This window comes from Moraxella atlantae NBRC 14588 (genome assembly GCF_001591265.1).
In the GTDB taxonomy this organism is placed as follows: Bacteria; Pseudomonadota; Gammaproteobacteria; order Pseudomonadales; family Moraxellaceae; genus Faucicola; species Faucicola atlantae.
Genome location: NZ_BCUL01000003.1, coordinates 15,043 through 37,397 on the forward strand (window position 1 = coordinate 15,043; position 22,355 = coordinate 37,397).

A 22,355-nucleotide genomic window follows, 5' to 3' on the forward strand; every position below is an offset into this window, starting at 1 on the left:
ATTTTATGTCCCCTAGTCTTTAAAGCTATCTATAATTGTTATATTGTCTGGGTTGATATTAAGGAAAAAAGGCTCTCCTCTTTTATCTTGGGTCAATTCAAGTTTACTAGCCAATTCCAAACCTAATTTTTCTTCCAAATTAGACTTTAGGCGTGATTTAACGGTTTCAAAAAAACGCTTATCTACGTCTTCGATTATCTCATCATCCACCAAATTATCATTTAAAGGTGATAAATAGTCTTTCTTTTTCACAGCCTTTGACTTACTTTTGGCTGTTTTCATTTCCTTAACTTCAAATTCAAGACCCTTTACCTTTTTAACATCTTGATAGTATTGACGATATTCTTCTGTTAGTTGGGCAACATAACTAATTTCATCTTTCTTAATATCTTTACTTTTCATATTACCTGTTGGAGCAATGATTCCATTTCCACCTTGTTTGCGATTTTCTGCAAACCAATGTAACATTGCAAATTCACGGGGGGGTAACTTGAATTCAAATTTATTGTTAACAACTATTTGGTAGTTAGCTAAATCTATTTTTAAGGAAATAGTATTAAATGACTCATTGATTTGCTTAACAACTTCACTAAAAGTCTTCTGTTCATTTTTAAGCTGATGCTTAGTAGAAATTGCATCTCGCATTCTGACAAACGGAATTTGAGCAAGCCAAACTTGAGCGTCTTTGGCATTTAAACGTTTATCGGTAAATTTTTGGGTGACAAAGTAGTCTGTGGTTGTTGGATAATAAAAGCCTTTTGCTGTTTCAAATTCACTGTCCACCAAAACATGCGACATTCTATCTTGGCTACGTCCATATAACGATAACGCATACCCAGCATAAAAGCCCATGGTCTTACGACCACCTGCAATAGAAACGTGCAAGTTTACATTATCATCTTGGGTAAATTCACGCACCTTTTGGCAAATCATATCGGCAGCTAGTTCATTGTCAGCAGGTGTTTTTAAATCTTTTAGAGCAATGCCATCCTTGCTAATCACATGTAGGGATTCTTTGTCAAATTTGGTATGGGTAAGTACAGGATAATCGCTTTTTAGTTTTGCAAAAACCTGTTCATCAAACAATGTGGCACGAATTTGGTTCAAGCCATCTTCAGTGCTTAATACATGAATCTCATCAGGTATCCATTTATCAGTTTTGTTCGGGTCACATGCTAGTGCCCAAACGGTTTCAGTAATGATTTGAGGAGTCATGCCTGTGACTAAAAATAAAATGTTACGATTCATACAGTTACCTTTTTAAACATAGTTTTAAATTTATATTAAGTATTTGTTTTGATATGATTATTTGGTTTAAAGCCAAATAATATACTAGACAAACTAACATTATTCCACTATTAAAAGTGTGGAATAATCATGTTTTTAACTTGACTTTGCAATGATTGCTAAGATTTGTTCCAAAATAGCCAAGTAACCGTGACCATAGGTGTCAATGGTTATCCAATTTACCCTTTTACCAATTATCGATTCAGCTTCGCACGTTTGTAGCCAGTTTTTCACCCCTTGATAATTGGCTTTTAGCAACAAGACTGATTCTATACATTCTTCGTGCAAGCCATAGTCACGCTGACGATTGGCATATCTATCGAGCAAAGTTTTTTCATCGCAATCAAGTTGAATAACAACGTCTGGAATTTTAATGACGCTTTCTTTTTGTCTGACGGCTTGATAATAAGCCAATGGCGACAAGCTATCATCAATCTTGTGCCAACGTACCGCAAGGCTTGTTATGATGCTACGGTCACCCAAAATAATATCTGTCTGCCAATCAATGCAACTGGCATGGTAATTTGAGCGTTCGGCATACAGCATTTCTCGATAACTATCACAGTTGCTATTTATTGCATATTGCATTTCTAACGGATGCTGTGAAGGCATAGGACGTGTTGGTGATAACACGGTATGGGTTTTACCATCTAACGGTAACGCTGATGCCAAAATGCTGTCTAAATGTGACACCATCGTTGATTTGCCCACGCCCTTAATGCCTTCAATTGCAATATACATCCAAGCTCCCATTTCATCTAAGATTACGGCTTATAAGAAAAAAGCTGATTAATTTCAATTTCCCACACTTGATTGCCCAGCGTGAGTTCTTCAGAGATTTCACCAACGGCTAGCCCATAAATCGCTTTGGCAAGTGGGGCGTTGTAGCCGATTTGCCAAGCATTGACATCGGTTTCATCAAAGCCGACAATTTCCCAAGTTTCGTTTAGTTCTTCGTCAGTATTTAGGTTATAACGGGTAATATTGACGACCGAACCGATGGCGACTTGCTCGATAGGACGATTGCCATCCATGATGGTCAACGGTTTGGCTTGAGCGATTCTATCGGTCAAGGTTTTCACCAAATGATTTAGATTGGCTTCCATCTGCTGCTGACGGTTAAACTCTGGATTGTCATGCCAGCCATCGCCCGATAATTCAAACGCCACTTGGCGATGTTCTCGCACTTCGGCGTATTCTGCTTGCTTGCGGGCTAGCATGGCTTTGAGATTGGCAAAGCCTTTTTCGGTCAAGAAAATGTCAGTTGGAATGCTGTTTGACAGTGCATTCATGATGTCTCCAAAATAAAAATAGAAAGTTTAAGTGTTAATAGCATAAGATAAACGATAAAAATTTTGCGGATTTATAAGCTTATGGAAAAATCGCTTTTATTTCCGCTGCGTCCTGCTCATCAAAGAGATTTAATAGATGATGCAAGCAATCAATGGCTTGGTTGTTGATTGACAAAGGTGCTTGTTGCGATTTTTTTAAGCGATGTCGCTCATTTATCATCTGATTAATGGCAACATTAGCTTGCCATTGTTGGCAGATTTTTCGCAAGCTTTGGTGGGGTTTGAAGTCAGTCAAGGCATAACCCTGTTCCAATAGCAGAATACTGATATGACGAAACAGTCGGTCATACCCATTTAAAAATTGTTGCGAATTTTCCTTTAACTGACGTGAACGCAGTTTTTCTAGGCTTGATTGTTCAAGCTCAATCAATGGATTTGTGGTGTCCAAAGTAGCAATTTGCTGGTGGCTTAGTAATGTTTGCAAAGTAGCGGTGGGAATCGTTAAATGTTGCATAAAAACCTCATTGTTAAAGTAGAAAAAAGCTAAAATTAAATTTGCTGGTTTTGAGTACCCTAATTTGAGAGCAATAACTAGCCTTGAGCCAAAAAACGCTCAATGGCTTCTCGTAACTCGTCAGGCGTCAGTTGTGCAGGTGCTAGCGTGGGATTGTCACTGCTGGGAAACAAGCGATTGGTCATGCTATCCGTTGGGGCGGTGCAAATCATGGTGGCGACCAGATTGTCCCCAGGGTGATTGATTTTATGTAGCTCATGCGGATACATGACATACGTATTGTCTGCATGCTGAACCACGTCTTGCGATTTGACCAGCGGGGTTCTGTGTAAAAATGCTTTTTGGGCAGGCGTGTTGCCTTGTTTGGCAGTATAGCGATACTCATCTGCCATGATGGTGGGTTGCTCTTGAGTGTCGGTGGCATCTTGCCAAATCTCACTTTTGAGCGTACCCACCAACACATGCGACGCAAAGCCCCAACGATGGCTATGAATATTTTCCTCACAGGCAACGCCATTGAACCAAATGTGCAAACGCAATTTATAGCCTTGGTCAAGCAACACAATTTTTAAAAAGCCATTGCCATGCCAGTACGAACGTTTGGCAATCGTGGCGAGCTGGGCGGGTGTGTTCAAAATAGCTTGGAGTAACGATTTAACCTGTGAAAGGCGACAGTTTTGCTCCAACAAACCAGCCAATGATGTCAAATCGTGTGCAGACGTGTGAGCAAAATGGCTATCGAAAACCTGTTGTAATACAGGTAAAGCCAGACTATCAACGTGATTGTGAGTGGTTGAAGAAGCTAGATTTGAGGAAATGAGATTTGAAGAAGCAAGGCTAGCAAGCGTATTTGAAACAACGGTGTTAGCAAAAATCATGTTCATAATAACTTCCTCATCATTGATTGGATGAAGCTATTACACACGATTTGATAGACTTTTTTTTATTCTATAAGCTTATGGTATTGTTGATTTGATATCACTATCGAAGCTGTAATTGGTACTGTCCCAAGCCAAGCGTGGTATTTTTTCCCACATGCAGATACTGCCCAAGCCATAGTAGCGGTAGCAGGCGGTTTAGCGTGTCGGTATCAGCGGTAAGTGAGATATCGCCAATCAAACCAAATAATTCAATTTTGCGATTTTGCCGGCTAGAATTACGTTTCACCTTTACCGAACTAACCTCCACGTCCATGGTAATTTTTTCGATATCTGCAAGATATTCGGCAAAGTTGGTGTAGATAGATTGCCATTGGTGGTTGGGGTCATGCTGTTCATTACATTGTTTAATGCGGTTAAATAGGCTAATCAGCAAGTTTTTTGGCTCAAACTGATTGGGAGAAAAAGCGACTTTACCTTGATGTTGCACCCGAAACGGGCTTAAAAAATGCAGGGTGACTTTGGATAAGTTCTCTATCGGGTCAATATTAACGATTCGCCGAATTTGTTCATTAGGCATATTCAATTGATGCTCAGATGAGTTAGCCAAAAAAACCGTTTGCGTTTGATTGCTCACTTTTATTAACTCGCCACAGGCGCGATGTGAGCCATTATCAAAGCCTAACTCGATCGCTTGTTGCCACGCTTTTAATACCAACGTATAGTTGTCGATAGCTTGCCCCAATAGCGTCACGCCAAACGTCCAAGTCTGCGTCGCATGAATGGTACGAATCCGGCTATTGGGCAGTTTGATAATATAAGGATTGCTGGATTGCTGGCTGTTTTGATGGGTTTGGATGAGCTGAGTTTCAAAAATGCGCGTATATTGACAGGTTTGGTTAAGCGGGCATTGTTTGCAGTCGGGCAAGTCGGTGATACAAGCTAATTCTCTTAACGCATGACCGAACGCCCCCCGAAGCATCGAGCCGGGGTGTTCGGGTAGCTGAAGCGTATCTCGCTGTCGTACAGTAAGATGAAAGGTGGCGATGTTCACTATATCAATCGACCAAGTATTGGTTCAAATCTAATATTTGTTTTCCCTCAATGATATAAATATCTTTATTTTGGGCGTTAATTTTTGCTTTATGTGGTAATGGGTATAATGATACCAGCGTCTTTTTTGACCCAATACCAGCCACTTCACCTGTTGAGTCCAAATGCGATACATTACGATTCACTGTGGTAGTATCGTCTTTCCATTTAACCGTTTTGCATTCCACATAGTGAAAGTAACCGCCTTTGACAAAAGCAATATCAATCTCATTGGGCGATTCGTTAAAGGTATAATCGACACTGGCATGAATTTCTAGTTTCATGCCCTGTTGCAAATGCGCCATAAGATACTGATAGCCTGTCAACACTTCAAACCAATTACCCATGATAAATGTTAAATCGTCTTCATTATCAAGAGTGAGTTGTTGTGTCTGGTCATCATAAACCATAAAAGGCTCTGACAATTGACTTAAATCGATGAGCCAATTTTGATAAAATTTTAAATGACGGGGTTCAATTTTGACTGTATAGGGATAATCATTCGTCGTATGACTGGCACAGCACGCATTAAGAAATGAGATAAAGCGACTAGCTTTATCAAAATCATTTTGCAGATAAGTCAAGATTTTTAAGGCGTATTCCAGTTGTCTAGCAGGCAGTTTATTGAGATTTGTTTGTTTGGCAACTTTTTGATAGCCATAGGCATTCATGTAAATCTCAATCTCACTGGGACGGTCTATTTTAAATACCCTTAAATCGGGGTTGTTGCGAGCATACCAAACTATTTCACCTTGCATATTTTGATATAAACACTCAATATTATTTGGATATTCTTGTGCAATTTGGTCTTGAGCGATAGAAATAAGTTTAGTACCACCTGTGACGTTAAAAATAACGCTTTTTGGCTTATTGTGTTGTAGCCAATCTTGAATACAAGACTTGATGGCGAACACGTCATTTTCTTCAATGCCATTGGGTAAAAACAGTTCTTGGATAACAAAAGAGTGCTGAAATTGTTGGTTATTCTGTAATAAATCAGTCAGATGTTTAACGAAGTTCTTCTTGCGACTAAACTCAGTGCTGATAATGACAATCTGTTCAATATCAGTTTTGTGATTGGCAAGATGCCAAATGGTATGATAGTTGGCAAGGGTTTGGGCAGTGGCAGTAACAAAAAGTGTTTTCATAAGTGCTCACATTTAGCGAGTTAGCTTGCATTAATACAAAAGATAGCCCCGTATTTTGCCGACTGTTCTTTGATTTGACAAGAAAAAATATGGTGTTGCATGGTTTTACATCGTTTTTCTTTGTTCAATTCGTGCATACCAATCTCGACCCTTTTGCCCACAATGTTGTCCGATATAAATCTTTAGGTCTCGTGTCTGCTGATTAATCGTGCGCAGTTGCTCAAGCAAACGGCTTTTTTCGTTAAAAAGTGCTTGTCGCTGAGATTTCGCCTGTGCCAAAAAGTCACGTGTTTGGGTTAGTTGTTCACGAATCGCCTGTTTTTCTGTGCCTGTCACCAAGTCACGTTGTTGTTTGAGTTTGCCGATTTGTTCGCCCAGTAATTTTTCACGATTGGCTATCATCTTGAACAACTTTTTATGGTCTTCGTAGAGCTTATAGCACGCGTTTGCCGTTTGTACAGATGCATGATGTAGCTCGATATGTTGGTAATAATCCTTTGCCAATGCTCGATTGGCTCGCAAGGTTTTTAGTTCTTGTTGGCGTGCTTGGGTTTCTTTTGCCAGACGGTCACTTTTGGCATAATAATCATTACGAGCGTTATTTTCCTCACTACTTAACCAAGCCACTACGCCAACCGCTGCCACGCCTAATAACCAGTACATAAACCTTCTCCAACAATTAATAAAAAGCGAATAACATGTAAGCGACATTCATTTACCGCACATCGGTGAATGTGCGGGGCGATGTCCGCAAACTATCAGCAAGAATTGCAAAGGCATTGACCGCACTGTCATTTTGTCCAATAAAATCATTAATTAACGCCGATTGTAGCGTTATCATCATCTGCAAGGCTTGATTGAGCCGGACACGGATATCATTGGGCGTTGTGGGTGAGGCAATCGTTTGTAGCGTCATCATGATTTGTTGTTCCACACTTTTGATAAGTTTGGCTTTGTCTTTAGACTGTTTGCTGATTTGCTTTAGGGTAATACCAAAACCACGACTCATGGTATCGAGCAACGCCATATCCTTGGCAAATTGACGTTCAATTTCTGCCATTTGCAAATTGGCATGGGCGTGCATTTGCTCACGAGCCAGTTCAATTTGCTGAGCTTGCTGACGATACACCAAGATACTCTGACAAAGGTTAATGCCTTCTTTTAACACGGTTAAGGCTGCGGTTTGACTAACAATAGCGATAGGATTTGCCATAAAAATTCTCCAAGATTTGATGTGTTTATTGAGCGTATAATAAGAAATAACGGGTCTTCATACAGGTTTTATAAGCTTATGATGCAATACGATTGAGTAAGCTATAAAAATGCTCTCGCCCGCACCGACAGTCCCGGCATTATCATCATGCCCGCTAGACTGCCCAATATTTTCACCGCTTTTTTGACTTGCTGGCTTTCTGCAATCCCTGTAATACACCAACTGGCAAAATGCTCGCAGTTGTTGGTGATAAGATGGTATTTATTTTCGCCAAGTCGGCTCATGGCACGTTTGATGATTTCATCGGGTGAAAAGCATTTGATACCAGCATAGCTCACTACCTCGATTTTTTTGGCTTTGCCTTGAAATACCGCTAATGTGGTCACCTCCACAGGGGCAGATTTGAGCCCTTCACACAAGCCAGCATAGTGAATGACCATACCATTACCAAGGTATACCCCATGATGACTATAACCCAAACGAGCAACTTTAAGATGTGAGCCGATAGCGAAATGTGTCATGGTCATTACCTCATAGAAAATGAATTGGATAATTACGTTAATCAACGCCTATGCTTAGACAAAGACAATGGCAATGTCATAGACACCGTGAAGTTAACGCAAAAGATTCAAAACGTTATTTCGAAAAACAACGTTAAACGAGGTAAATCCAAATGATTGGATTAGTGGGACAGGCGGGTGTTAGGAGAGTTGCATTTTGGGTAAATCATCATGATTTTCCTTGAGTTGGTATTGAATTCGATAGTGTTAGTTTAGGTTAAAGTGACTTATCAATCTGAAAATATAAGCTTATATTTTTGGTCATTGCTATATCTCAATATCACTAACTTTGGTCACGGCAAATTCTTCGAGCGTGGCTTGGCAGGCTTTGAGTTGCTCGACATCCAATTCCACGCCACGCAGGTGTGGCGGAATTTGCAACGATAAATGCAAGTAACGCACGCCAAGTTGGTTAATTTGGTAAATCAGGTTGATAGGCAAAGTGCCGATGATGACATCCCCTGCTTGCAGTTTATCAAGCGATAAAAGGTGCTCAAGGTGAACGTCAAAATGAATATCGTGAGCCGTTGCCCATTGTAATGCACCAGTATGGCGGGTGATAAAATAGGTGGTCATGTTGGCTCCGATAGGTTGTTGTTTTGATGGCGTTTATTGTATCGGATTTTAGATTTTTTGCAGAAACGGTAAGCTTACAGAAATAAAAAAGGACAAAACGCTGGATTTTGTCCTTTTTTATTTCTGGATGTAATACATACCCATAATGATAACATTTCTAAACGGAATGATTTTATTAATATCCTTATTTGGTATGTTTTTAAAAATGGTGAAAAAATAGATTTAAATAGTCCATTTTTCATTATTGAAGATTACAACAGAAAATATGCCTTGTATAGACAACTGGGCAAAATTAAAATTGAGCGTTGGAAACAATGCCAAAAGCTTTTACCCTTTGGTAAAGACCTACCGCTGCCACATATCGTATTCTATGAATAGAGTGACCCGAGAAGCCTTCATAACTAACGACCGTCAGATACGTATTCCGTAAAACAAAATTTACGGTCACAAAATGGTCACGTTTTGGTCACAAGCGTTTGGTCACGTTAGTTTTTCTTTAAGATAAAAGTCCAAATACCTTACAACTTAACAATAAGAATTAATTTTCAAATTTCTGTAATAGAATAATCAGAAAATATAGAAAACTTTTAAAATCAAAAGTTTATACAAACCTGTAAGATAAAAAAACCTCAAATCAGGGGAGATTTGAGGTATAAACTGGTCGTTTTAAACTTCTAAAAGAAGTGGCGCAGCGGACGGGACTCGAACCCGCGACCCCCGGCGTGACAGGCCGGTATTCTAACCAACTGAACTACCGCTGCAAAAGCTGTCTAACATCAAGCAATCGACCACGCTAAGCATGATGTGGTGGGTGGTAACGGGATCGAACCGCTGACCCTCTGCTTGTAAGGCAGATGCTCTACCAACTGAGCTAACCACCCTCACTGGCTAGCCGTGTATTGTGCGGCTAACTTGACGTTTGGTGAGTGCGCATTATATAGACTTTTATATCAATGTCAAACGTTTTTTGCTATATTTTTAAAAAAATTTGCACTGTCCCACACGCTGCTGGCGTTATTGCGATTGGTGCTGCAAACGGCGTTGTTTGCGCTCTAGACCCTCTTGCTGGCGGCGCGCTTGCACGTCATCATTGATCTGTAAGGGTGGTACGGCTTTGGGCTTGCCTTTGTCATCCACCGCAACCATCGTAAAATAGCAGCTGTTGGTATGACGTACGGCACGGCTTTGAATGTCTTCTGCCACCACCCGAATGCCGATTTCCATCGACGTGCGCCCGACATAATTCACCGATGCCAAAAACGTGACCAACTCACCCACGTGAATCGGCTCACGAAAGGTCACCTGATCAACCGACAGTGTGACCACATAGCTACCGCTGTAGCGACTGGCGCAAGCATAAGCCACTTGGTCAAGCAATTTGAGCAGGTCACCGCCATGGACGTTGCCCGTAAAATTGGCGTATTCAGGGGTCATGAGTACCGACATGGTCAGCTGATAAGGCAGCGGCGCGCTGGGTGATTTGGTTTGTTCGGCAGTAGCGGTCATAGGTATGGCTTCACTGGGTTTAAAGTCAGTTTATTCAACTTGGTTTGGTGTGCCGATATCTGGCACAAAATCAGTCATTATAGAGACCAGTCATCGTCACGACAACCACCTACACCACACACGAGACAATATTTTTTTCATTTTTTTATCAAACACGCTTGACAGGTTGAAATTTTTTGCTAAAATATGCTCCACTTTTGACGCACAAGCAATTAAAAGCTTGCATCAAAACACCGACTATTCCCCAATAGCTCAGTCGGTAGAGCATCGGACTGTTAATCCGTGTGTCCCTGGTTCGAGCCCAGGTTGGGGAGCCATTTTAATACCCTTTTGTACCTTACAAAAGGGTTTTTTTTCGTATACAGTTTTTAATCGTCTGCCATTTAAACGACATATTTTGTCGTGTTGTGTGTTAGGCGGCTGGTAATCGGGCATTTTGCCATATTTTTTTTGGCATAAATTTGTTATTATTCTCACGTTTTGCGACGGTGTTGCCCAATATTACAAATTTGCTGACCAAAAAATTAGGCAACATGCGCGCTTAGCCTATTTGCAGCGAACTTGGAGACCATGATGTCCGCTGAGACTCACCCTGTCCAAACTTTGACCATCACCGCGCCCGATGATTGGCATTTGCACCTGCGCGATGGCGCGGCATTGGCAACCACCGTACCGCATGCGGCGGCTAGTGTGCGTCGGGCGATTTGTATGCCCAATTTGGTACCACCTGTCACCACCACTGCCCAAGCGTTGGCGTATCGCGAGCGGATTTTGGCGCAAGTACCTGCTGATTTGCGCCAATGTTTTGAACCGTTGATGACGCTGTATTTGACCGACAACACCAGCCCCAGTGAGATTGACACAGCGATGGCATCAGGCGTGATTAAGGCGGTCAAGCTCTACCCTGCAGGCGCGACAACCAATTCAGCAGAAGGTGTGACCAATATTGATCACTGTACCGATGTGCTGGCTAAAATGGAGAGTGTCGGGTTGCCGCTGTTGGTACATGGTGAGGTAACGCACGCGCATGTTGATATTTTTGACCGCGAAAAACGTTTTATCGATGATGTGCTGATCAATATCATCAATAAATTTCCTGCTTTAAAAATTGTCTTTGAGCATATCACGACCAGTGATGCAGCAGATTTTGTTCTGGCGCAAGGCAAGCAAGTGGCGGCAACGATCACGCCACAACATCTGTTGATGAACCGCAATGATTTGTTGGTTGGCGGTATCAAGCCGCATTTGTACTGCCTGCCTGTGCTCAAACGCCAAAGCCATCAGCAAGTGCTACTTGATGTGGCAACCAGTGGCAACCCTAAGTTTTTTATGGGCACTGACTCTGCCCCACATGCTACCCATGCAAAAGAAAACGCCTGCGGCTGTGCGGGCTGCTATACCGCACCGTTTGCGTTGGCATTGTATGCTGAGGCGTTTGAGCGCATGGGTAAGCTTGATAAACTGGAAGGTTTTTGTGGCGTGTACGGTGCGCGGTTCTATGGCTTACCTGTTAATACCGATACCATCACGTTGGTGCGCACACCGTGGCAAGTGCCAACAAGTTACCCGTATTTGGATGGGCATAGCCTTACGCCACTTTTGGCAGGGCAAACCTTGAACTGGCAAGTCCAAACGGACGCGCCACAAACAACCAATTTGCCCACGGCTGGCTGATGGTTTTGCTACCATTAAATCGCCCAACGACTGCCAAATGATTGATGTACCCATGACTGATACCGTACCCCACCCATCTACCCCAACCGATCATGCCATCACAAATCGCCCGATCGGTACGGCGATTAGCGAACGTTTTCGGCATTATTTGCCCGTGGTGGTAGATGTCGAAACGGCAGGCTTTAATGCGCAAACTGATGCACTGTTAGAAATCGCTTGTCAGCCGATTTTACTTGATGATCATGGCGTGTTTTATCTGGGCGAAGCGATAAATGCGCACATTGAGCCGTTTGAGGGTGCTAACCTTGAGCCACGCGCTCTACAGTTTACGGGCATCAATCCGCACAGCCCGATGCGTAAAGCCATTGCTGAAGACGAAAAAGCTGCCATGCGCCGTGTGTTTAAGCACCTAAAAAACGTGCGCCAAGCATCAGGTTGTACCAAATGTATTTTGGTTGGGCACAACGCACACTTTGATTTGGGTTTTTTAAATGCGGTGGTTGAGCGCACGCATACCAAAAACCAAAATCCGTTTCATCCATTTTCAGTGTTTGATACGGTGACGCTATCAGCGTTGGCATTTGGGCAAACAGTGTTGGCGCGCGCGTGCCAAGCGGCAGGTATCGCATTTAGCGGTAGCGAGGCGCATTCAGCATTGTACGACACCAAAAAAACCGCCGAACTGTTTTGTTATATTTTAAACCATTATCCGCGTTTGGCGTCTGCACTAGACAGCGCGGCGGATGACGACCACACGCCACAAGCAGATGAAGCGCAAGCGGACGCGCGTGATTTTTAAACCTTAACGAACACAATCACCACCAGCGCAATCGTCACCAACACGGCGGTGGCAATCGCCAGACGCTGTAAATACTGGTCATCCGCCTGTTGGGTTTGTTTGAGCCCATCTGCTGCTGCCATGCTTGCTAAGACCGCTTGTGCTCCCTTATGCCCATCGTCTGCCGCTTGTGTGAGCCAAAACCGCCCCTGCGCCATGTCAGGCGTTACCCCATCGCCTGCAAAATACAATTTACTCAATGCTTTGGCGGCGCGAATATCGCCTTGTTTGGCGGCGGTTTCAATCAGCACAAAGGCTTGTTGGGCATCGGCTTTGATACCCAACCGCGCATTACCACGAAAGATCACCAATGCCTGACGCAACAACGCATCGGGCAGCCCCTGCACGGCATAGTCGCTGATGGTGGCATAGGTTTGTGGGTCGTGTAAGTCATCTGCCTGTGCTTGCCATGCGCTGACCGCGTTTTGATACGCGGTATAATCCTTACCGTCTTCAGGTAGTATACCTGTGGCTAAATCTTGCGCCAATTCACTTAGGCTATCTTGTACGGCAGCACGATTTTCGATCAAAGAATGCGATTGCTTGAGTAAATTGATATGAATTTTGGGATTGGCAAGTGCGTGTTCGATATCAGCTTGACTAAGCATTTTGGGCTGAGCAAGCGGATTGAACGGTGTAGCAGGTGGCATTGGGCGCACAGTTGTCGGCAGCACGGAGTCAATCGTGGCATCACGGACAGTATTGGTAACAATCGATGACGTGGCGCTGATACGTTCGGTTGTGGCTGGCTGATAAAAATCGGGTAATTCATATTGACGATAATAGACAGGCGCAGCTTTTGGCACAGCTATTTGTGACACAAGGTGTCTTGGCATCGACAAATCACGGTCAATCAGCGGATTATCCAAATCCGCCACCACAGGCTGGTTTGCCATCCTATCAGCAGTTTGGTTATAAAACGCATGGCGCGGCTGCGTGTGCTGCATGGCATGGTCTGACGGCTGAAGTGATGACTGGGCTTGTGCGTGTTTCATGTTGGTTAAATGAGCTGAGTTATTGTTTGCGTGGTATATTTGGCATTATAAAGCATTTATCGCCAACATTTGCTAACCATTACTAACCAAAATCGCCTCAAACAACAACCAATACCTGCCAAAACGTGCATGACAATACACATGTTTTTTGTTACGCTATGCGCAATTCATATCGTTTAATAAACATCAATATTTAATTTGTTTAATATTTACTTTGTTTAAATGATACGAATCAATCAAAATCGATCAAAAATGGAGCACAATTATGGGACTATTCAGCTTTGCCAAAGATGTTGGTGATAAAATCTTTCATCGCAATAAAGACAACGATCAAGCCGCCAATCAAACACAGCCCCAAGCGCAAACCCAAGCTGCACCATCGGCACAAAATACTGCACCCAATGTGCAAGTGAGTGCACCTGCTGAGCCTAATCCACAAGAAATCGCCAATCTATTGATCAAACGCATTCAACAATATGCTAAGGTTGATGCACTGAGTGTAAACTACGATGGCAATACTGATACCGTGACAATCAACGGTACCGCAGCGACCCAAGCTGACCGCGAAAAAGCCATCTTGGCAGCTGGCAACGTACAACACGTTGAGCATGTACAAGACAACATGTCTGTTGTTCAACCTGCCGCTGAATCGCGCATGTATACCGTCAAATCAGGTGACACGCTATCAAAAATTGCCAAAGAAATGTATGGCGATGCCAACCAATACAATAAAATCTTTGAAGCCAACCAACCACTGTTGAGCGATCCTAACAAGATATACCCAGGTCAAGTGTTGCGTATTCCTGAATAATACCAGTGCTTTGGTTACAAGACATTATTAAAGCATAAAGTGTCAAAACCAGTGGTTTAGTGCCGCTGGTTTTTTATTGGCTTGCGTTTTTTTGGATATAGTGGGTGCAGACCGTGTGAAATCAGCAAAAATGACCAACCAATAAAAAAAATTCAAAAAAGGCTTGACTACACTCTCAAAGATCAGTATCATACGCACCACTTGATACGACTGTTCCCCAATAGCTCAGTCGGTAGAGCATCGGACTGTTAATCCGTGTGTCCCTGGTTCGAGCCCAGGTTGGGGAGCCAATCAAGCTTTATTTAAGCTTAGCTTGCTCAGCGTATCAAACCTATACATTGCCCGTTCCACGTGAATGGGTTTTTTTATGTTTGTATTTTTTGTCGTTACGTTGAACCCGTCCATTCAAACCTACCATGGCTGACCTCGCTTTTACTCCTGCCCAAACTCAGTTTATTAAATTACAACAAACGATTGACCGTGAGCGGATTGCGCGCTTGGTTGAGGCGCAGCAACAAGGCAAGCTGTCTGATGCCGACCGCGCGTATTATGGGCAACTGATTGATGATTTTATCGCCTTGGTGCAGCTGCCTGATTCGGCACGCTTTGCCATGCAGCTGCTGCCTGCGTTTAAAATCACTGTACCTGCCCTGCTTGATGGCATGGCATTTTGCGCGCTGCGTGATAAGTCGCCTGAAGCGTGCGTGTTTGCCGCATTTATGCTGGACCAATCGCTGCTCCAACGTGATTTATCACCGCTATTTCATATGGTGCTTGAGTACGGCACGCCACCGTTGTGGGTGGAGTTGGTCAAAAAAGTCAATCACGCACCTGCAGAGGCGATTGTACAAAAGGTGTATGCCAGTGACGCGGCGGTGCAGGCGTTTTGGGAGCAGGCGATTTTGGATCTGCCCGATGCTGATGATCTTAACGCCAGCGATTTAAACGCCGACAAGGTGTATAATGCACACTGATGGCTGATTTGGCAAGAATAGACCAAATCAAGTATCATGCCCGTTTTGTGTGATCTAGCGAGAACCTTCATGCCCAATAACCGTAGCCGCAGCCGCCACAAGAAAACCGCGCCCGTCATGGTGCCGCTGCATATCAAACTGACCGAAGAAATGCACGCGCTGTTGTCCGATGTTGCTAAGGCGCATGGTTTTCCGCGTATTCAAGGCTTGATTCGGCTGTATATTCGTCAAGGGTTGGATGCCGAAAACGTTGGTTACTCATTGGCGCAAGATCGCCGTTTTTTGGAAAAACTTAAACGTCAAGGGGTCAGCGAGGCTATCATCAATGAAGCACTCAAGCTTGATGCCACCACTGAAGCAGCAATCCCTGCCACAACCAATACCAATCCGCCACTGCCTTTATCGGCCGGTATGTCGGATTTGATCACCACGGATTTGGCGGATTTGATATCGCCCAATAAGCTTTAGGCGTTAATTTTGTATTGCTAAAAAAACGCCCGTGATGTGTCACTGGCGTTTTTTAGGCGGCATCTACTTTTAGGCGGCATCTACCCTTCGTTGGCTTAATCGGGGGTGTTTTCGTTTGGCATCACCACAGGTTGTCCTTCAATCGGTGGCAGTGGCTGCCCATTGAGTGCTGCATTCAGGCGGTCTTGATCAAGTGCATTTTCCCACTTAGACACCACGATGGTGGCACAGGCGTTGCCCGTGAGGTTGGTCAAAGCGCGGCACTCAGACATAAAGCGGTCAATGCCCAAAATCAGCGCCATGCCCTCGATGGGCACACTTGGCACAACGGCAAGTGTCGCTGCCAAGGTGATAAAACCTGCGCCTGTGATGCCTGCCGCGCCTTTTGAGCTTAGCATGGCGACCAGTAGCAGTGTGACCTGCTCGCCTAGCGTCAAATCGATATTGCACGCCTGTGCGATAAACAACGCCGCCATCGTCATGTAGATATTGGTGCCATCAAGGTTGAATGAGTAACCTGTCGGAATGACCAAGCCGACGACGGATTTTTCACAGCCTGCTTGCTCCATTTTTTGCATCAATGACGGCAAGGCGGCTTCTGATGAACTGGTACCCAGCACCAACAGCAGCTCATCTTTGATGTAGCGAATCATTTTGATAATAGAAAAACCGTTATACCGCGCGACAGCACCGAGCACAATCAGCACGAACAGCAGCGAGGTGACATAAAACCCAAGCAATAGCTGCAGCAAATTGCCAATCGAGCCGATACCATATTTGCCAATGGTGAATGCCATTGCGCCAAATGCGCCGATTGGGGCAGCTTTCATCAGCATTTCAACAACTTTAAACACAGGCAAAGAAATTTCTTGCAAAAATGCGGTAACGTTTTTGGCTTTGTCACCCATCTGCGCCAACGCGATCCCAAACAGCACGGCGACAAACAGCACCTGCAAGATATTGCCCTCGGTCAGCGGACTCACCAACGTTTCGGGAATGATGTTCATCACAAAGCCCATCACGGTGGTTTCATGCGCTTTACTGGCGTATTCAGCGACCTTGAGCGCATCCTTGCCGCTGTGCAAACTGGCAGGATTAATGTTGAGCCCTGCACCTGGTTGCAGCACGTTGGCAACAATCATACCGATAATCAATGCCAATGTTGAAAATGTGATGAAATACAACATCGACTTGCCTGCCACACGCCCAACCTGCTTCATGTTGCTCATGCCAGCAATGCCCGTGACGACTGTCAAAAAAATCACAGGCGCAATAATCATCTTGACAAGTTTGATAAACGCATCGCCCAATGGCTTCATTGCCGCCCCCGTTTCGGGAAAGAACATGCCAAGCACAATGCCCAGCGCAATGGCAATCAAGACTTGTACATACAAAATCTTGTACCACGGCTGCTTGGGGTGCATGGTTGCATGGGGTTGGGTATCGGCGGTCATCATTGTGAACTCCTGTCGCCCGTAGGCTGGACGCCTTGATCGAGCATTCCTCATAGTTGGGTAACGCAAAACCACACACCGTACACGCCAGTACCTACGGCTTGTACCGTCTGTCATCTTGACGTAACATTGTGGTAAGATAATCAACGGTTGGCTACGTTTTGTCGCGGTTTGTAACGCGGCTATTGTATAAAGCTGGGCTATGGGTGACAAGTCCCAACTCCATGCCATTTATTTTTGCGGTGTTTAGCCAAAAGTTTGCTAAAATTTTATGAAAAAACACTTGCATTTGGATTTTGTTTGTATATAATAGCCACCACAAAACGGAAGCGTGGCAGAGCGGTTGAATGCACCGGTCTTGAAAACCGGCAAGGGTGCGAGCCCTTCGAGAGTTCGAATCTCTCCGCTTCCGCCATATTCAAAATGGCTGAAACCTATACGCAGCAAGGGTTTCAGCCTTTTTTTATTGGGCGATATTTATGCCCGTGGGCTGGGTCGTGGGCTAGCGGTTTTGCTGGGTTTGGGCTCGATGCCTTGAAAATAAAGGCTTGGCGGTGGTTTTGCGTCAAGCCTTTTGTGTTTTTGCCGTGGGCTAGGATTGGTTGAGTGCGTTGTCTAGCTTGTGGATGATGTGTTTTGCATCTTGTGGGATAAATTTGCCGTAGTGCTTGTGAATCATGCTTGTGTCTGCGTGACCCAATTGGTTTGCTAGCCACTCCGCCGTTACTGCGCCCGTTGATAATACTTGGCTTGCGTATGTGTGCCGACCGTTGTTCAGTGGGCGGTATGTCACTCTACAAGCAGCTAGGTGGCGTTTCCAGAGGGTTTCTAGGCGTTTGTAGGTATAGTGGGTTTTGGTGTCGGGGTTGTACCACAACCATGTCACGCTTTGCTGGCTGTAGCTGATGTTGTCACGTTGTAGTACGTTGATACGATCTGGTTTGTGATGCTGGACAAGTTGGCATTGTGATTGTAAGGCAGCGACAACGTTAGGTAGCAGTTCTATTTGCCGACGACGTCGTCGGTTTTTGGTGGCTTTGTGGGTGTTATCGACGTAGCCGCGTTTGACGTATAAATAACCGTTGGCAAGGTCTAGGTCTTCGACTGCTAGGGGGATGAGCTCGTGAGTCGATAGCCCTGACCAAAGCATAACTGTCCATAAGTTCTTTAAGGCAGGATCGGTTTCTGTGTTGATGATTGTATCGATCTCTCGTCGATTGTAGGGATTGATGTCGTCGCTGTCTTTATCGCTAAGTTTGATGTATTGCGTGGGGTCTTTGGGATTTCGCTCATGTCTTGCCCAGTACGACCATATTGCGCGAAATATCATGAGTAAATCTTTGATGGTTTTGACTGCAAGTTTTTTGATTAAGATTTTGTACACCCAGTGCTCTACTTGTTCGGTGGTGATTTTGGCGATTTGTTTTTTACCCCAGTAGGGCTCGATGTGGTTTTGCATTTTGTTTTTGTAGGTGCGCCATGAGCTGGGGGCAATGGTCGCAGATTCGGTGGTCTCCCACACGCGAATGTAGTAGTCAAAATAGGCTTGGGGGCGTTTGGGAGAGTTTGGGAATACTTGGTTGCGGTCAAAAATGCCCATGCGCAGTTGCTGGGCTATCATGTCGGCGGTGGCTTGGGCGGTTTTTAGGTTTTCGGGGGTTGGCGGTGTATTGTGTAGGGTTTCGCGGTGGCGTTTGCCGTCGATTTTCCACCAGATGCGGATGCACGTTTTTAGTTTGTCGATGCCTGCTGAAATGTTTGTCGTGTGCATGGTTTATCCTTTTTCAGGTCGGATGGGTCATGGTAATGGGTTTTTTGGGCGTGCCAAGGGCTAAAAACACGGCTTTTTAGCCGTGTTTTTGGGCGAGGAGATAAAAAGGTTACAAAGGTGACATGTGGGCTAAACGTTTGATTTATTTGGCGTTTCTGGGGCCATAAAATGGTGATTTTTGGGGCACAAAACGGTTACTGCCCTAACCTTTTGTTTGCCGCTGTAGGCGTTTGAACCGCTCAATGTGATTTTGGCAGTCTATGCAGCGCATAACACCGCCTAGGCGTTGGCGTACAGTGGGAATTGGTTCGTCACAGTCTATGCAGTACGCGGCAGAAGGTGCGTCAAATTTTGGGGCACGCGCGAGGCTGTGCGTGATAGTCTGTTCGACGATGGTGTTGGCTTGGTCGATGATGTCAGGCATGGTTGAGCTCCTTGCAGCTTTTTCCTTTTTTGTAGTTTGCACTGTAGCAGTCTATGCATTGAGCTGTATATTTTGTCTTACCTTGTTTGTCTTTACCCGATCGATAAAAAAACTCTCGGGCGATGGGGTAATATTCTTGACAGAATGTACATTGTTTTTCAATGCCACAATCTGTTTGAATGGTTTTGGGTTTGTTCATCGTGTTTTCTCCGTTTCAGTCGGTGGGTTTTTTAAAAATCCAGCATTTAAACGTTGGTGAGCCTTCGTGGTTGCTACGTACGCTGACGTTTGAGCCGATAAATTTGTAGCGACTCGACTGTTTGAGTAGTCGCTTCATGATGGTCATGTCAGGCAGGTCTTGATAATTGACCTTGGCGGCTTTGTAAAATTGGTTGAGGTTAATAGCGACGGTGTCATCATCGACGCGACGGTGGTTGGTAAACTCGCGAATCGTGTTGAGGTACTCAAACACGCTCCAAAACCGCTCAACTTCGGGGTGGTCGGCTTGTAAGCGTGTGACGCGTGCGTGCGCCATGCCAAGCAGGGTATTTTGCGCGCTCCACGCCTGCTCTTTGGTCATCAGGCTGCCTAAAATATGCGTTTGCAAGCAGTCGATAAGGGCGGCAACTTGCGCATGATTGAGCGCGATACGGGTGTGGGTCACGCCATCGTTATGGTACGCTTGTTCGTGAAAGCGTACGCGCTCGCGGTAGGTGGCAAGGATGGCGGCTTCTTGCTTGAGCGCGTGCGCGATAAATCGGCTGGTAAATTCTAGCGGCAGGCGGTCAAGGTTATCGACGATTTGTTTTGTCTGTAGAGTCTGCCCATCTCGAGTAAGCTTGACGTGAATGATACGTGTTAGCATGGCTTCCGAGGCAGTGATTTCCTCGTTTTGGCTAATCATGATGGCAGCACGAAAAGGCGGTGAGTACGTGTCGTTGCCATTGTTTTTGACACCGCGTGAGCGAATAGGCCGTCCGTTGTAAGCGTCCTTGAGGCTATCCCATTCAAAAGTTTTGGCAAAGCGGCTTTTGCCTTCGTCGTCGTTGCGATCGCCCTCGATGAGGGCGATAGGCATGTTGGCAACTTGGGCAAAGTTTCGGTACACGGCGACGTTGGTGGATTTGGTCGGGTCGAATCCTTCGTAGTCTTCCCTGCCCGACAGTTTCCACATAAATTCTAGTAACCGCGATTTACCTGCACCTGCTTGACCAACAAGCTCAAAAAATGGGTAGCTGCGGTCAATTCCGCGGATTTGCTCGGCAAAGTAGCTGCCCAGCCACCATGCCAAGACGATTGTACCGTAGTCGCCGCGTACATGATGAAAGTCTTGCCACCAACGAAAGTCGGGCGCGTCTTTGGTGTTGATGCTCAAGACAGGGTCGCTGACTAGCGATTTGATTTCTAGCCGCCCGATTTTGAAGTAGTCTTGTGCGTTTTTGTGCGCGACTTTGCCTTGGCTAAATGCAACGTCATTAAAGATGTAAGCGTTGTGCTCTTTAGCATAGCCGATGAAGTCTGTGGTTTTGACTTCTTTTAAGCCCTCCATTTGGTGTTTTGCTATTAAATCTAGCTGCATGGCTGAGCCCGTCCACAATACGCCTGCGAAAACTGACAATAGGCGCGGTTTGAGTTTGCTGGGGCTAGATAGCTGATCGCCTGTAATCGTGGTTTGCTTTTCGCCTTTCGGAGTTGTGATACGTGTGAAGTACCACGATTCGTCTGTGATGTCGTTGCGCTGGAAGTATAATGCTTCTAGCTTAGCGTTGAGTATTTCGTGGGTGGTTGAGCTGCGGCGGACAAAGTCGGGCATTTGCTGCTCAACGTCGGCGTCCATCGCCTCCTCTAGCATTTCACTGACTTCGTGGCGTTTGACGCCGATTAGTTCGCCCAGTTGTTTGACGTCTAGCTCAAACCAGTAGGTTCGGTTGGCGTGCTCAAAGTAAAACTGTGTTAGCTTGGTGTGCATGTAGCGGATGACTGCTGCATCAGTCGCGCTGGCGGCTGTAAGCAGGTCGCCATAGTATCGGTAGGTCTTGAGGTGCTCGGCCGTGAGCTGTTTGAGCTCATGTAGGTCGTTCCAATCTAGTTTGCGGTGTTTGTCGTGTGGCGGTTGAGCGGCAACACTAGTAAACCCCAGCTTACGTGCGGCTTCGATGGCTTTTTTGGTTTCGCGCTGACCTGCTGAGTCATTGTCATACGCCCAAACCAGCGTTGGTAACGTGTGGCGGTGGCTGTCATAAAGTCGTTTTAGCTCTTGTAGAGAGATCTCTGGGAAGTTAGTGCAGCTGATGGGGCTTGCGGTGGCAAGCCCATGTTCGGCTAGGGCACAAGCATCAAAAATGCCTTCTGCGATCCAAATTTCTTTGGGTAAAATTGGGTTGGCAGGATGCCACCACCAATAGCCTTTGACGCTGTAGCCGTATTTAATGTTGGCTTTGGCGTGAAAGCGGTCGGCTTGGTCGATAAAACGCTCCCACCAGCCGCCGTTTGGCAAGCCAAAGCGGACTGTGGCTGTGCCGATGTTTTGCTTGCTGTCAAAGTATTGCTCTTGCGCGTAGCTGCCTTTGATTCTGCTGATATCTAAGCCGCGCCCTTCGGCAAGGTAGGCATCGGCGGCGGCGTTAGGATTTTTTGGGGTGCGCTGGTAGGTTTTTGACCAGTCTTTAAACAGGTCTTCAAACAATTCTTTGACATGGACTTCTAGGCCGCATTTGTTGAGTCGTCCACATTTGACCACGCGCGGTTTGTGCGCGTGGGTGTAGAGGGATTTTTTGTTGCAGTCGGGGCAGACGCCTTCGCGTAGCCATTCCCCGACTTGTTTAAAACCGTAGTCACGTTTCAGGCGTGACACGATTTCGTCATTTCTGTTCATCGTGT

22 protein-coding genes and 5 tRNA genes are annotated in these 22,355 nt (G+C 45.2%); 8 read left to right on the forward strand and 19 right to left on the reverse strand.

Going from position 1 to position 22,355, the window contains the following annotated elements; translation table 11 throughout:
• Positions 1-12: 12 nt before the first annotated feature.
• The 14 genes from csm6 to MA2_RS02805 all read right to left on the reverse strand — a co-directional run bounded on the left by csm6 (position 13) and on the right by MA2_RS02805 (position 10,066).
• Positions 13-1,248: a CRISPR-associated ring nuclease Csm6 gene (csm6, locus tag MA2_RS11405; RefSeq protein WP_067056215.1), complete on the reverse strand. Its 1,236-nt coding sequence runs from the start codon at positions 1,246-1,248 to the stop codon at positions 13-15.
• Between the two features lie 135 nt (positions 1,249-1,383).
• Positions 1,384-1,980, reverse strand: a complete 597-nt coding sequence (locus MA2_RS02745; protein ID WP_245945313.1) for a nucleoside/nucleotide kinase family protein — start codon at positions 1,978-1,980, stop codon at positions 1,384-1,386.
• 71 nt (positions 1,981-2,051) lie between these two features.
• Positions 2,052-2,579 carry a GreA/GreB family elongation factor gene (locus MA2_RS02750; protein WP_067056220.1) on the reverse strand — a complete coding sequence of 176 codons (528 nt, stop codon included), beginning with the start codon at positions 2,577-2,579 and terminating at the stop codon, positions 2,052-2,054.
• 79 nt (positions 2,580-2,658) lie between these two features.
• Positions 2,659-3,063, reverse strand: a complete 405-nt coding sequence (locus tag MA2_RS02755; RefSeq protein WP_169795159.1) for a hypothetical protein — start codon at positions 3,061-3,063, stop codon at positions 2,659-2,661.
• Between the two features lie 107 nt (positions 3,064-3,170).
• The gene (locus tag MA2_RS02760) at positions 3,171-3,728 is read right to left on the reverse strand and encodes a hypothetical protein (protein WP_143821843.1); all 558 of its coding nucleotides are present in this window, start codon (positions 3,726-3,728) and stop codon (positions 3,171-3,173) included.
• A gap of 346 nt (positions 3,729-4,074) precedes the next feature.
• Positions 4,075-5,025: a CRISPR system precrRNA processing endoribonuclease RAMP protein Cas6 gene (gene cas6 / locus MA2_RS02765; protein ID WP_079352248.1), complete on the reverse strand. Its 951-nt coding sequence runs from the start codon at positions 5,023-5,025 to the stop codon at positions 4,075-4,077.
• A gap of 4 nt (positions 5,026-5,029) precedes the next feature.
• Positions 5,030-6,211, reverse strand: coding sequence for a Card1-like endonuclease domain-containing protein (locus MA2_RS02770; protein WP_067056231.1), 1,182 nt, complete (start codon positions 6,209-6,211; stop codon positions 5,030-5,032).
• A gap of 105 nt (positions 6,212-6,316) precedes the next feature.
• On the reverse strand, positions 6,317-6,874 hold the full coding sequence (locus tag MA2_RS02775; RefSeq protein WP_067056234.1) for a hypothetical protein: 558 nt from the start codon (positions 6,872-6,874) through the stop codon (positions 6,317-6,319).
• A 52-nt stretch (positions 6,875-6,926) separates the two neighbouring features.
• Positions 6,927-7,424 (reverse strand): hypothetical protein, encoded by a 498-nt coding sequence (locus MA2_RS02780; RefSeq protein WP_067056236.1) that lies wholly within the window; start codon positions 7,422-7,424, stop codon positions 6,927-6,929.
• Between the two features lie 101 nt (positions 7,425-7,525).
• On the reverse strand, positions 7,526-7,945 hold the full coding sequence (locus MA2_RS02785; RefSeq protein ID WP_158080613.1) for a lecithin retinol acyltransferase family protein: 420 nt from the start codon (positions 7,943-7,945) through the stop codon (positions 7,526-7,528).
• Between the two features lie 306 nt (positions 7,946-8,251).
• Positions 8,252-8,560 carry a CRISPR-associated protein Csx16 gene (gene csx16 / locus MA2_RS02790; RefSeq protein WP_067056241.1) on the reverse strand — a complete coding sequence of 103 codons (309 nt, stop codon included), beginning with the start codon at positions 8,558-8,560 and terminating at the stop codon, positions 8,252-8,254.
• 684 nt (positions 8,561-9,244) lie between these two features.
• Positions 9,245-9,321 (reverse strand) — tRNA-Asp (locus MA2_RS02795).
• 44 nt (positions 9,322-9,365) lie between these two features.
• A tRNA-Val gene (locus MA2_RS02800) sits at positions 9,366-9,441 on the reverse strand.
• Between the two features lie 133 nt (positions 9,442-9,574).
• On the reverse strand, positions 9,575-10,066 hold the full coding sequence (locus MA2_RS02805) for an acyl-CoA thioesterase (protein ID WP_067056244.1): 492 nt from the start codon (positions 10,064-10,066) through the stop codon (positions 9,575-9,577).
• A 241-nt stretch (positions 10,067-10,307) separates the two neighbouring features.
• On the opposite strand from MA2_RS02805, the gene MA2_RS02810 reads away from it, so the two are divergent.
• From MA2_RS02810 to rnt, 3 genes are all read left to right on the forward strand, one after another.
• Positions 10,308-10,383: transfer RNA gene (locus MA2_RS02810), tRNA-Asn, on the forward strand.
• Between the two features lie 256 nt (positions 10,384-10,639).
• Entirely contained in the window at positions 10,640-11,740 is a 1,101-nt protein-coding gene (pyrC, locus tag MA2_RS02815; protein WP_067056610.1) for a dihydroorotase, read from the forward strand.
• Positions 11,741-11,792: 52 nt separating this feature from the next.
• A complete protein-coding gene (rnt, locus tag MA2_RS02820; protein ID WP_067056613.1) occupies positions 11,793-12,539 on the forward strand; it encodes a ribonuclease T in 747 nt (248 codons plus the stop codon).
• On the opposite strand, the gene MA2_RS02825 is transcribed toward rnt, so the two are convergent.
• The gene (locus MA2_RS02825) at positions 12,536-13,573 is read right to left on the reverse strand and encodes a tetratricopeptide repeat protein (protein WP_067056246.1); all 1,038 of its coding nucleotides are present in this window, start codon (positions 13,571-13,573) and stop codon (positions 12,536-12,538) included. The two genes, rnt and MA2_RS02825, sit on opposite strands and share 4 nt — an antisense overlap.
• Positions 13,574-13,838: 265 nt before the next feature.
• Here MA2_RS02825 and lysM point away from each other — a divergent pair, with 265 nt between their 5' ends.
• The 4 genes from lysM to MA2_RS02845 all read left to right on the forward strand — a co-directional run bounded on the left by lysM (position 13,839) and on the right by MA2_RS02845 (position 15,826).
• Positions 13,839-14,384 carry a peptidoglycan-binding protein LysM gene (lysM, locus tag MA2_RS02830; RefSeq protein WP_067056249.1) on the forward strand — a complete coding sequence of 182 codons (546 nt, stop codon included), beginning with the start codon at positions 13,839-13,841 and terminating at the stop codon, positions 14,382-14,384.
• Positions 14,385-14,598: 214 nt separating this feature from the next.
• Positions 14,599-14,674 (forward strand) — tRNA-Asn (locus MA2_RS02835).
• Between the two features lie 126 nt (positions 14,675-14,800).
• Positions 14,801-15,358 (forward strand): hypothetical protein, encoded by a 558-nt coding sequence (locus MA2_RS02840; RefSeq protein ID WP_067056251.1) that lies wholly within the window; start codon positions 14,801-14,803, stop codon positions 15,356-15,358.
• Positions 15,359-15,427: 69 nt separating this feature from the next.
• Positions 15,428-15,826, forward strand: coding sequence for a hypothetical protein (locus MA2_RS02845; protein ID WP_245945312.1), 399 nt, complete (start codon positions 15,428-15,430; stop codon positions 15,824-15,826).
• Between the two features lie 95 nt (positions 15,827-15,921).
• On the opposite strand, the gene MA2_RS02850 is transcribed toward MA2_RS02845, so the two are convergent.
• The gene (locus MA2_RS02850; RefSeq protein ID WP_079352140.1) at positions 15,922-17,280 is read right to left on the reverse strand and encodes a dicarboxylate/amino acid:cation symporter; all 1,359 of its coding nucleotides are present in this window, start codon (positions 17,278-17,280) and stop codon (positions 15,922-15,924) included.
• A gap of 325 nt (positions 17,281-17,605) precedes the next feature.
• Here MA2_RS02850 and MA2_RS02855 point away from each other — a divergent pair.
• Positions 17,606-17,695, forward strand: a tRNA-Ser gene (locus MA2_RS02855).
• 177 nt (positions 17,696-17,872) lie between these two features.
• Here MA2_RS02855 and MA2_RS02860 read toward each other — a convergent pair.
• The 3 genes from MA2_RS02860 to MA2_RS02875 form a co-directional block, all read right to left on the reverse strand.
• Positions 17,873-19,051, reverse strand: a complete 1,179-nt coding sequence (locus MA2_RS02860; protein WP_067056257.1) for an Arm DNA-binding domain-containing protein — start codon at positions 19,049-19,051, stop codon at positions 17,873-17,875.
• 202 nt (positions 19,052-19,253) lie between these two features.
• Positions 19,254-19,475 carry a TraR/DksA C4-type zinc finger protein gene (locus tag MA2_RS02865; protein ID WP_067056260.1) on the reverse strand — a complete coding sequence of 74 codons (222 nt, stop codon included), beginning with the start codon at positions 19,473-19,475 and terminating at the stop codon, positions 19,254-19,256.
• 214 nt (positions 19,476-19,689) lie between these two features.
• The gene (locus tag MA2_RS02875) at positions 19,690-22,350 is read right to left on the reverse strand and encodes a toprim domain-containing protein (protein WP_067056266.1); all 2,661 of its coding nucleotides are present in this window, start codon (positions 22,348-22,350) and stop codon (positions 19,690-19,692) included.
• Positions 22,351-22,355 lie beyond the last annotated feature (5 nt).

What these genes read in the sequence shown, in the direction of transcription:
- csm6 (WP_067056215.1), bottom strand. Translation starts at nt 1,248, where the DNA reads ATGAATCGTAACATTTTATTTTTAGTCACAGGCATGACTCCTCAAATC.
- MA2_RS02750 (WP_067056220.1), bottom strand. Translation starts at nt 2,579, where the DNA reads ATGAATGCACTGTCAAACAGCATTCCAACTGACATTTTCTTGACCGAA.
- MA2_RS02770 (WP_067056231.1), bottom strand. Translation starts at nt 6,211, where the DNA reads ATGAAAACACTTTTTGTTACTGCCACTGCCCAAACCCTTGCCAACTAT.
- MA2_RS02775 (WP_067056234.1), bottom strand. Translation starts at nt 6,874, where the DNA reads ATGTACTGGTTATTAGGCGTGGCAGCGGTTGGCGTAGTGGCTTGGTTA.
- MA2_RS02780 (WP_067056236.1), bottom strand. Translation starts at nt 7,424, where the DNA reads ATGGCAAATCCTATCGCTATTGTTAGTCAAACCGCAGCCTTAACCGTG.
- MA2_RS02785 (WP_158080613.1), bottom strand. Translation starts at nt 7,945, where the DNA reads ATGACACATTTCGCTATCGGCTCACATCTTAAAGTTGCTCGTTTGGGT.
- csx16 (WP_067056241.1), bottom strand. Translation starts at nt 8,560, where the DNA reads ATGACCACCTATTTTATCACCCGCCATACTGGTGCATTACAATGGGCA.
- MA2_RS02805 (WP_067056244.1), bottom strand. Translation starts at nt 10,066, where the DNA reads ATGACCGCTACTGCCGAACAAACCAAATCACCCAGCGCGCCGCTGCCT.
- pyrC (WP_067056610.1), top strand. Translation starts at nt 10,640, where the DNA reads ATGTCCGCTGAGACTCACCCTGTCCAAACTTTGACCATCACCGCGCCC.
- rnt (WP_067056613.1), top strand. Translation starts at nt 11,793, where the DNA reads ATGACTGATACCGTACCCCACCCATCTACCCCAACCGATCATGCCATC.
- MA2_RS02825 (WP_067056246.1), bottom strand. Translation starts at nt 13,573, where the DNA reads ATGAAACACGCACAAGCCCAGTCATCACTTCAGCCGTCAGACCATGCC.
- lysM (WP_067056249.1), top strand. Translation starts at nt 13,839, where the DNA reads ATGGGACTATTCAGCTTTGCCAAAGATGTTGGTGATAAAATCTTTCAT.
- MA2_RS02840 (WP_067056251.1), top strand. Translation starts at nt 14,801, where the DNA reads ATGGCTGACCTCGCTTTTACTCCTGCCCAAACTCAGTTTATTAAATTA.
- MA2_RS02845 (WP_245945312.1), top strand. Translation starts at nt 15,428, where the DNA reads ATGCCCAATAACCGTAGCCGCAGCCGCCACAAGAAAACCGCGCCCGTC.
- MA2_RS02850 (WP_079352140.1), bottom strand. Translation starts at nt 17,280, where the DNA reads ATGACCGCCGATACCCAACCCCATGCAACCATGCACCCCAAGCAGCCG.
- MA2_RS02860 (WP_067056257.1), bottom strand. Translation starts at nt 19,051, where the DNA reads ATGCACACGACAAACATTTCAGCAGGCATCGACAAACTAAAAACGTGC.
- MA2_RS02865 (WP_067056260.1), bottom strand. Translation starts at nt 19,475, where the DNA reads ATGCCTGACATCATCGACCAAGCCAACACCATCGTCGAACAGACTATC.
- MA2_RS02875 (WP_067056266.1), bottom strand. Translation starts at nt 22,350, where the DNA reads ATGAACAGAAATGACGAAATCGTGTCACGCCTGAAACGTGACTACGGT.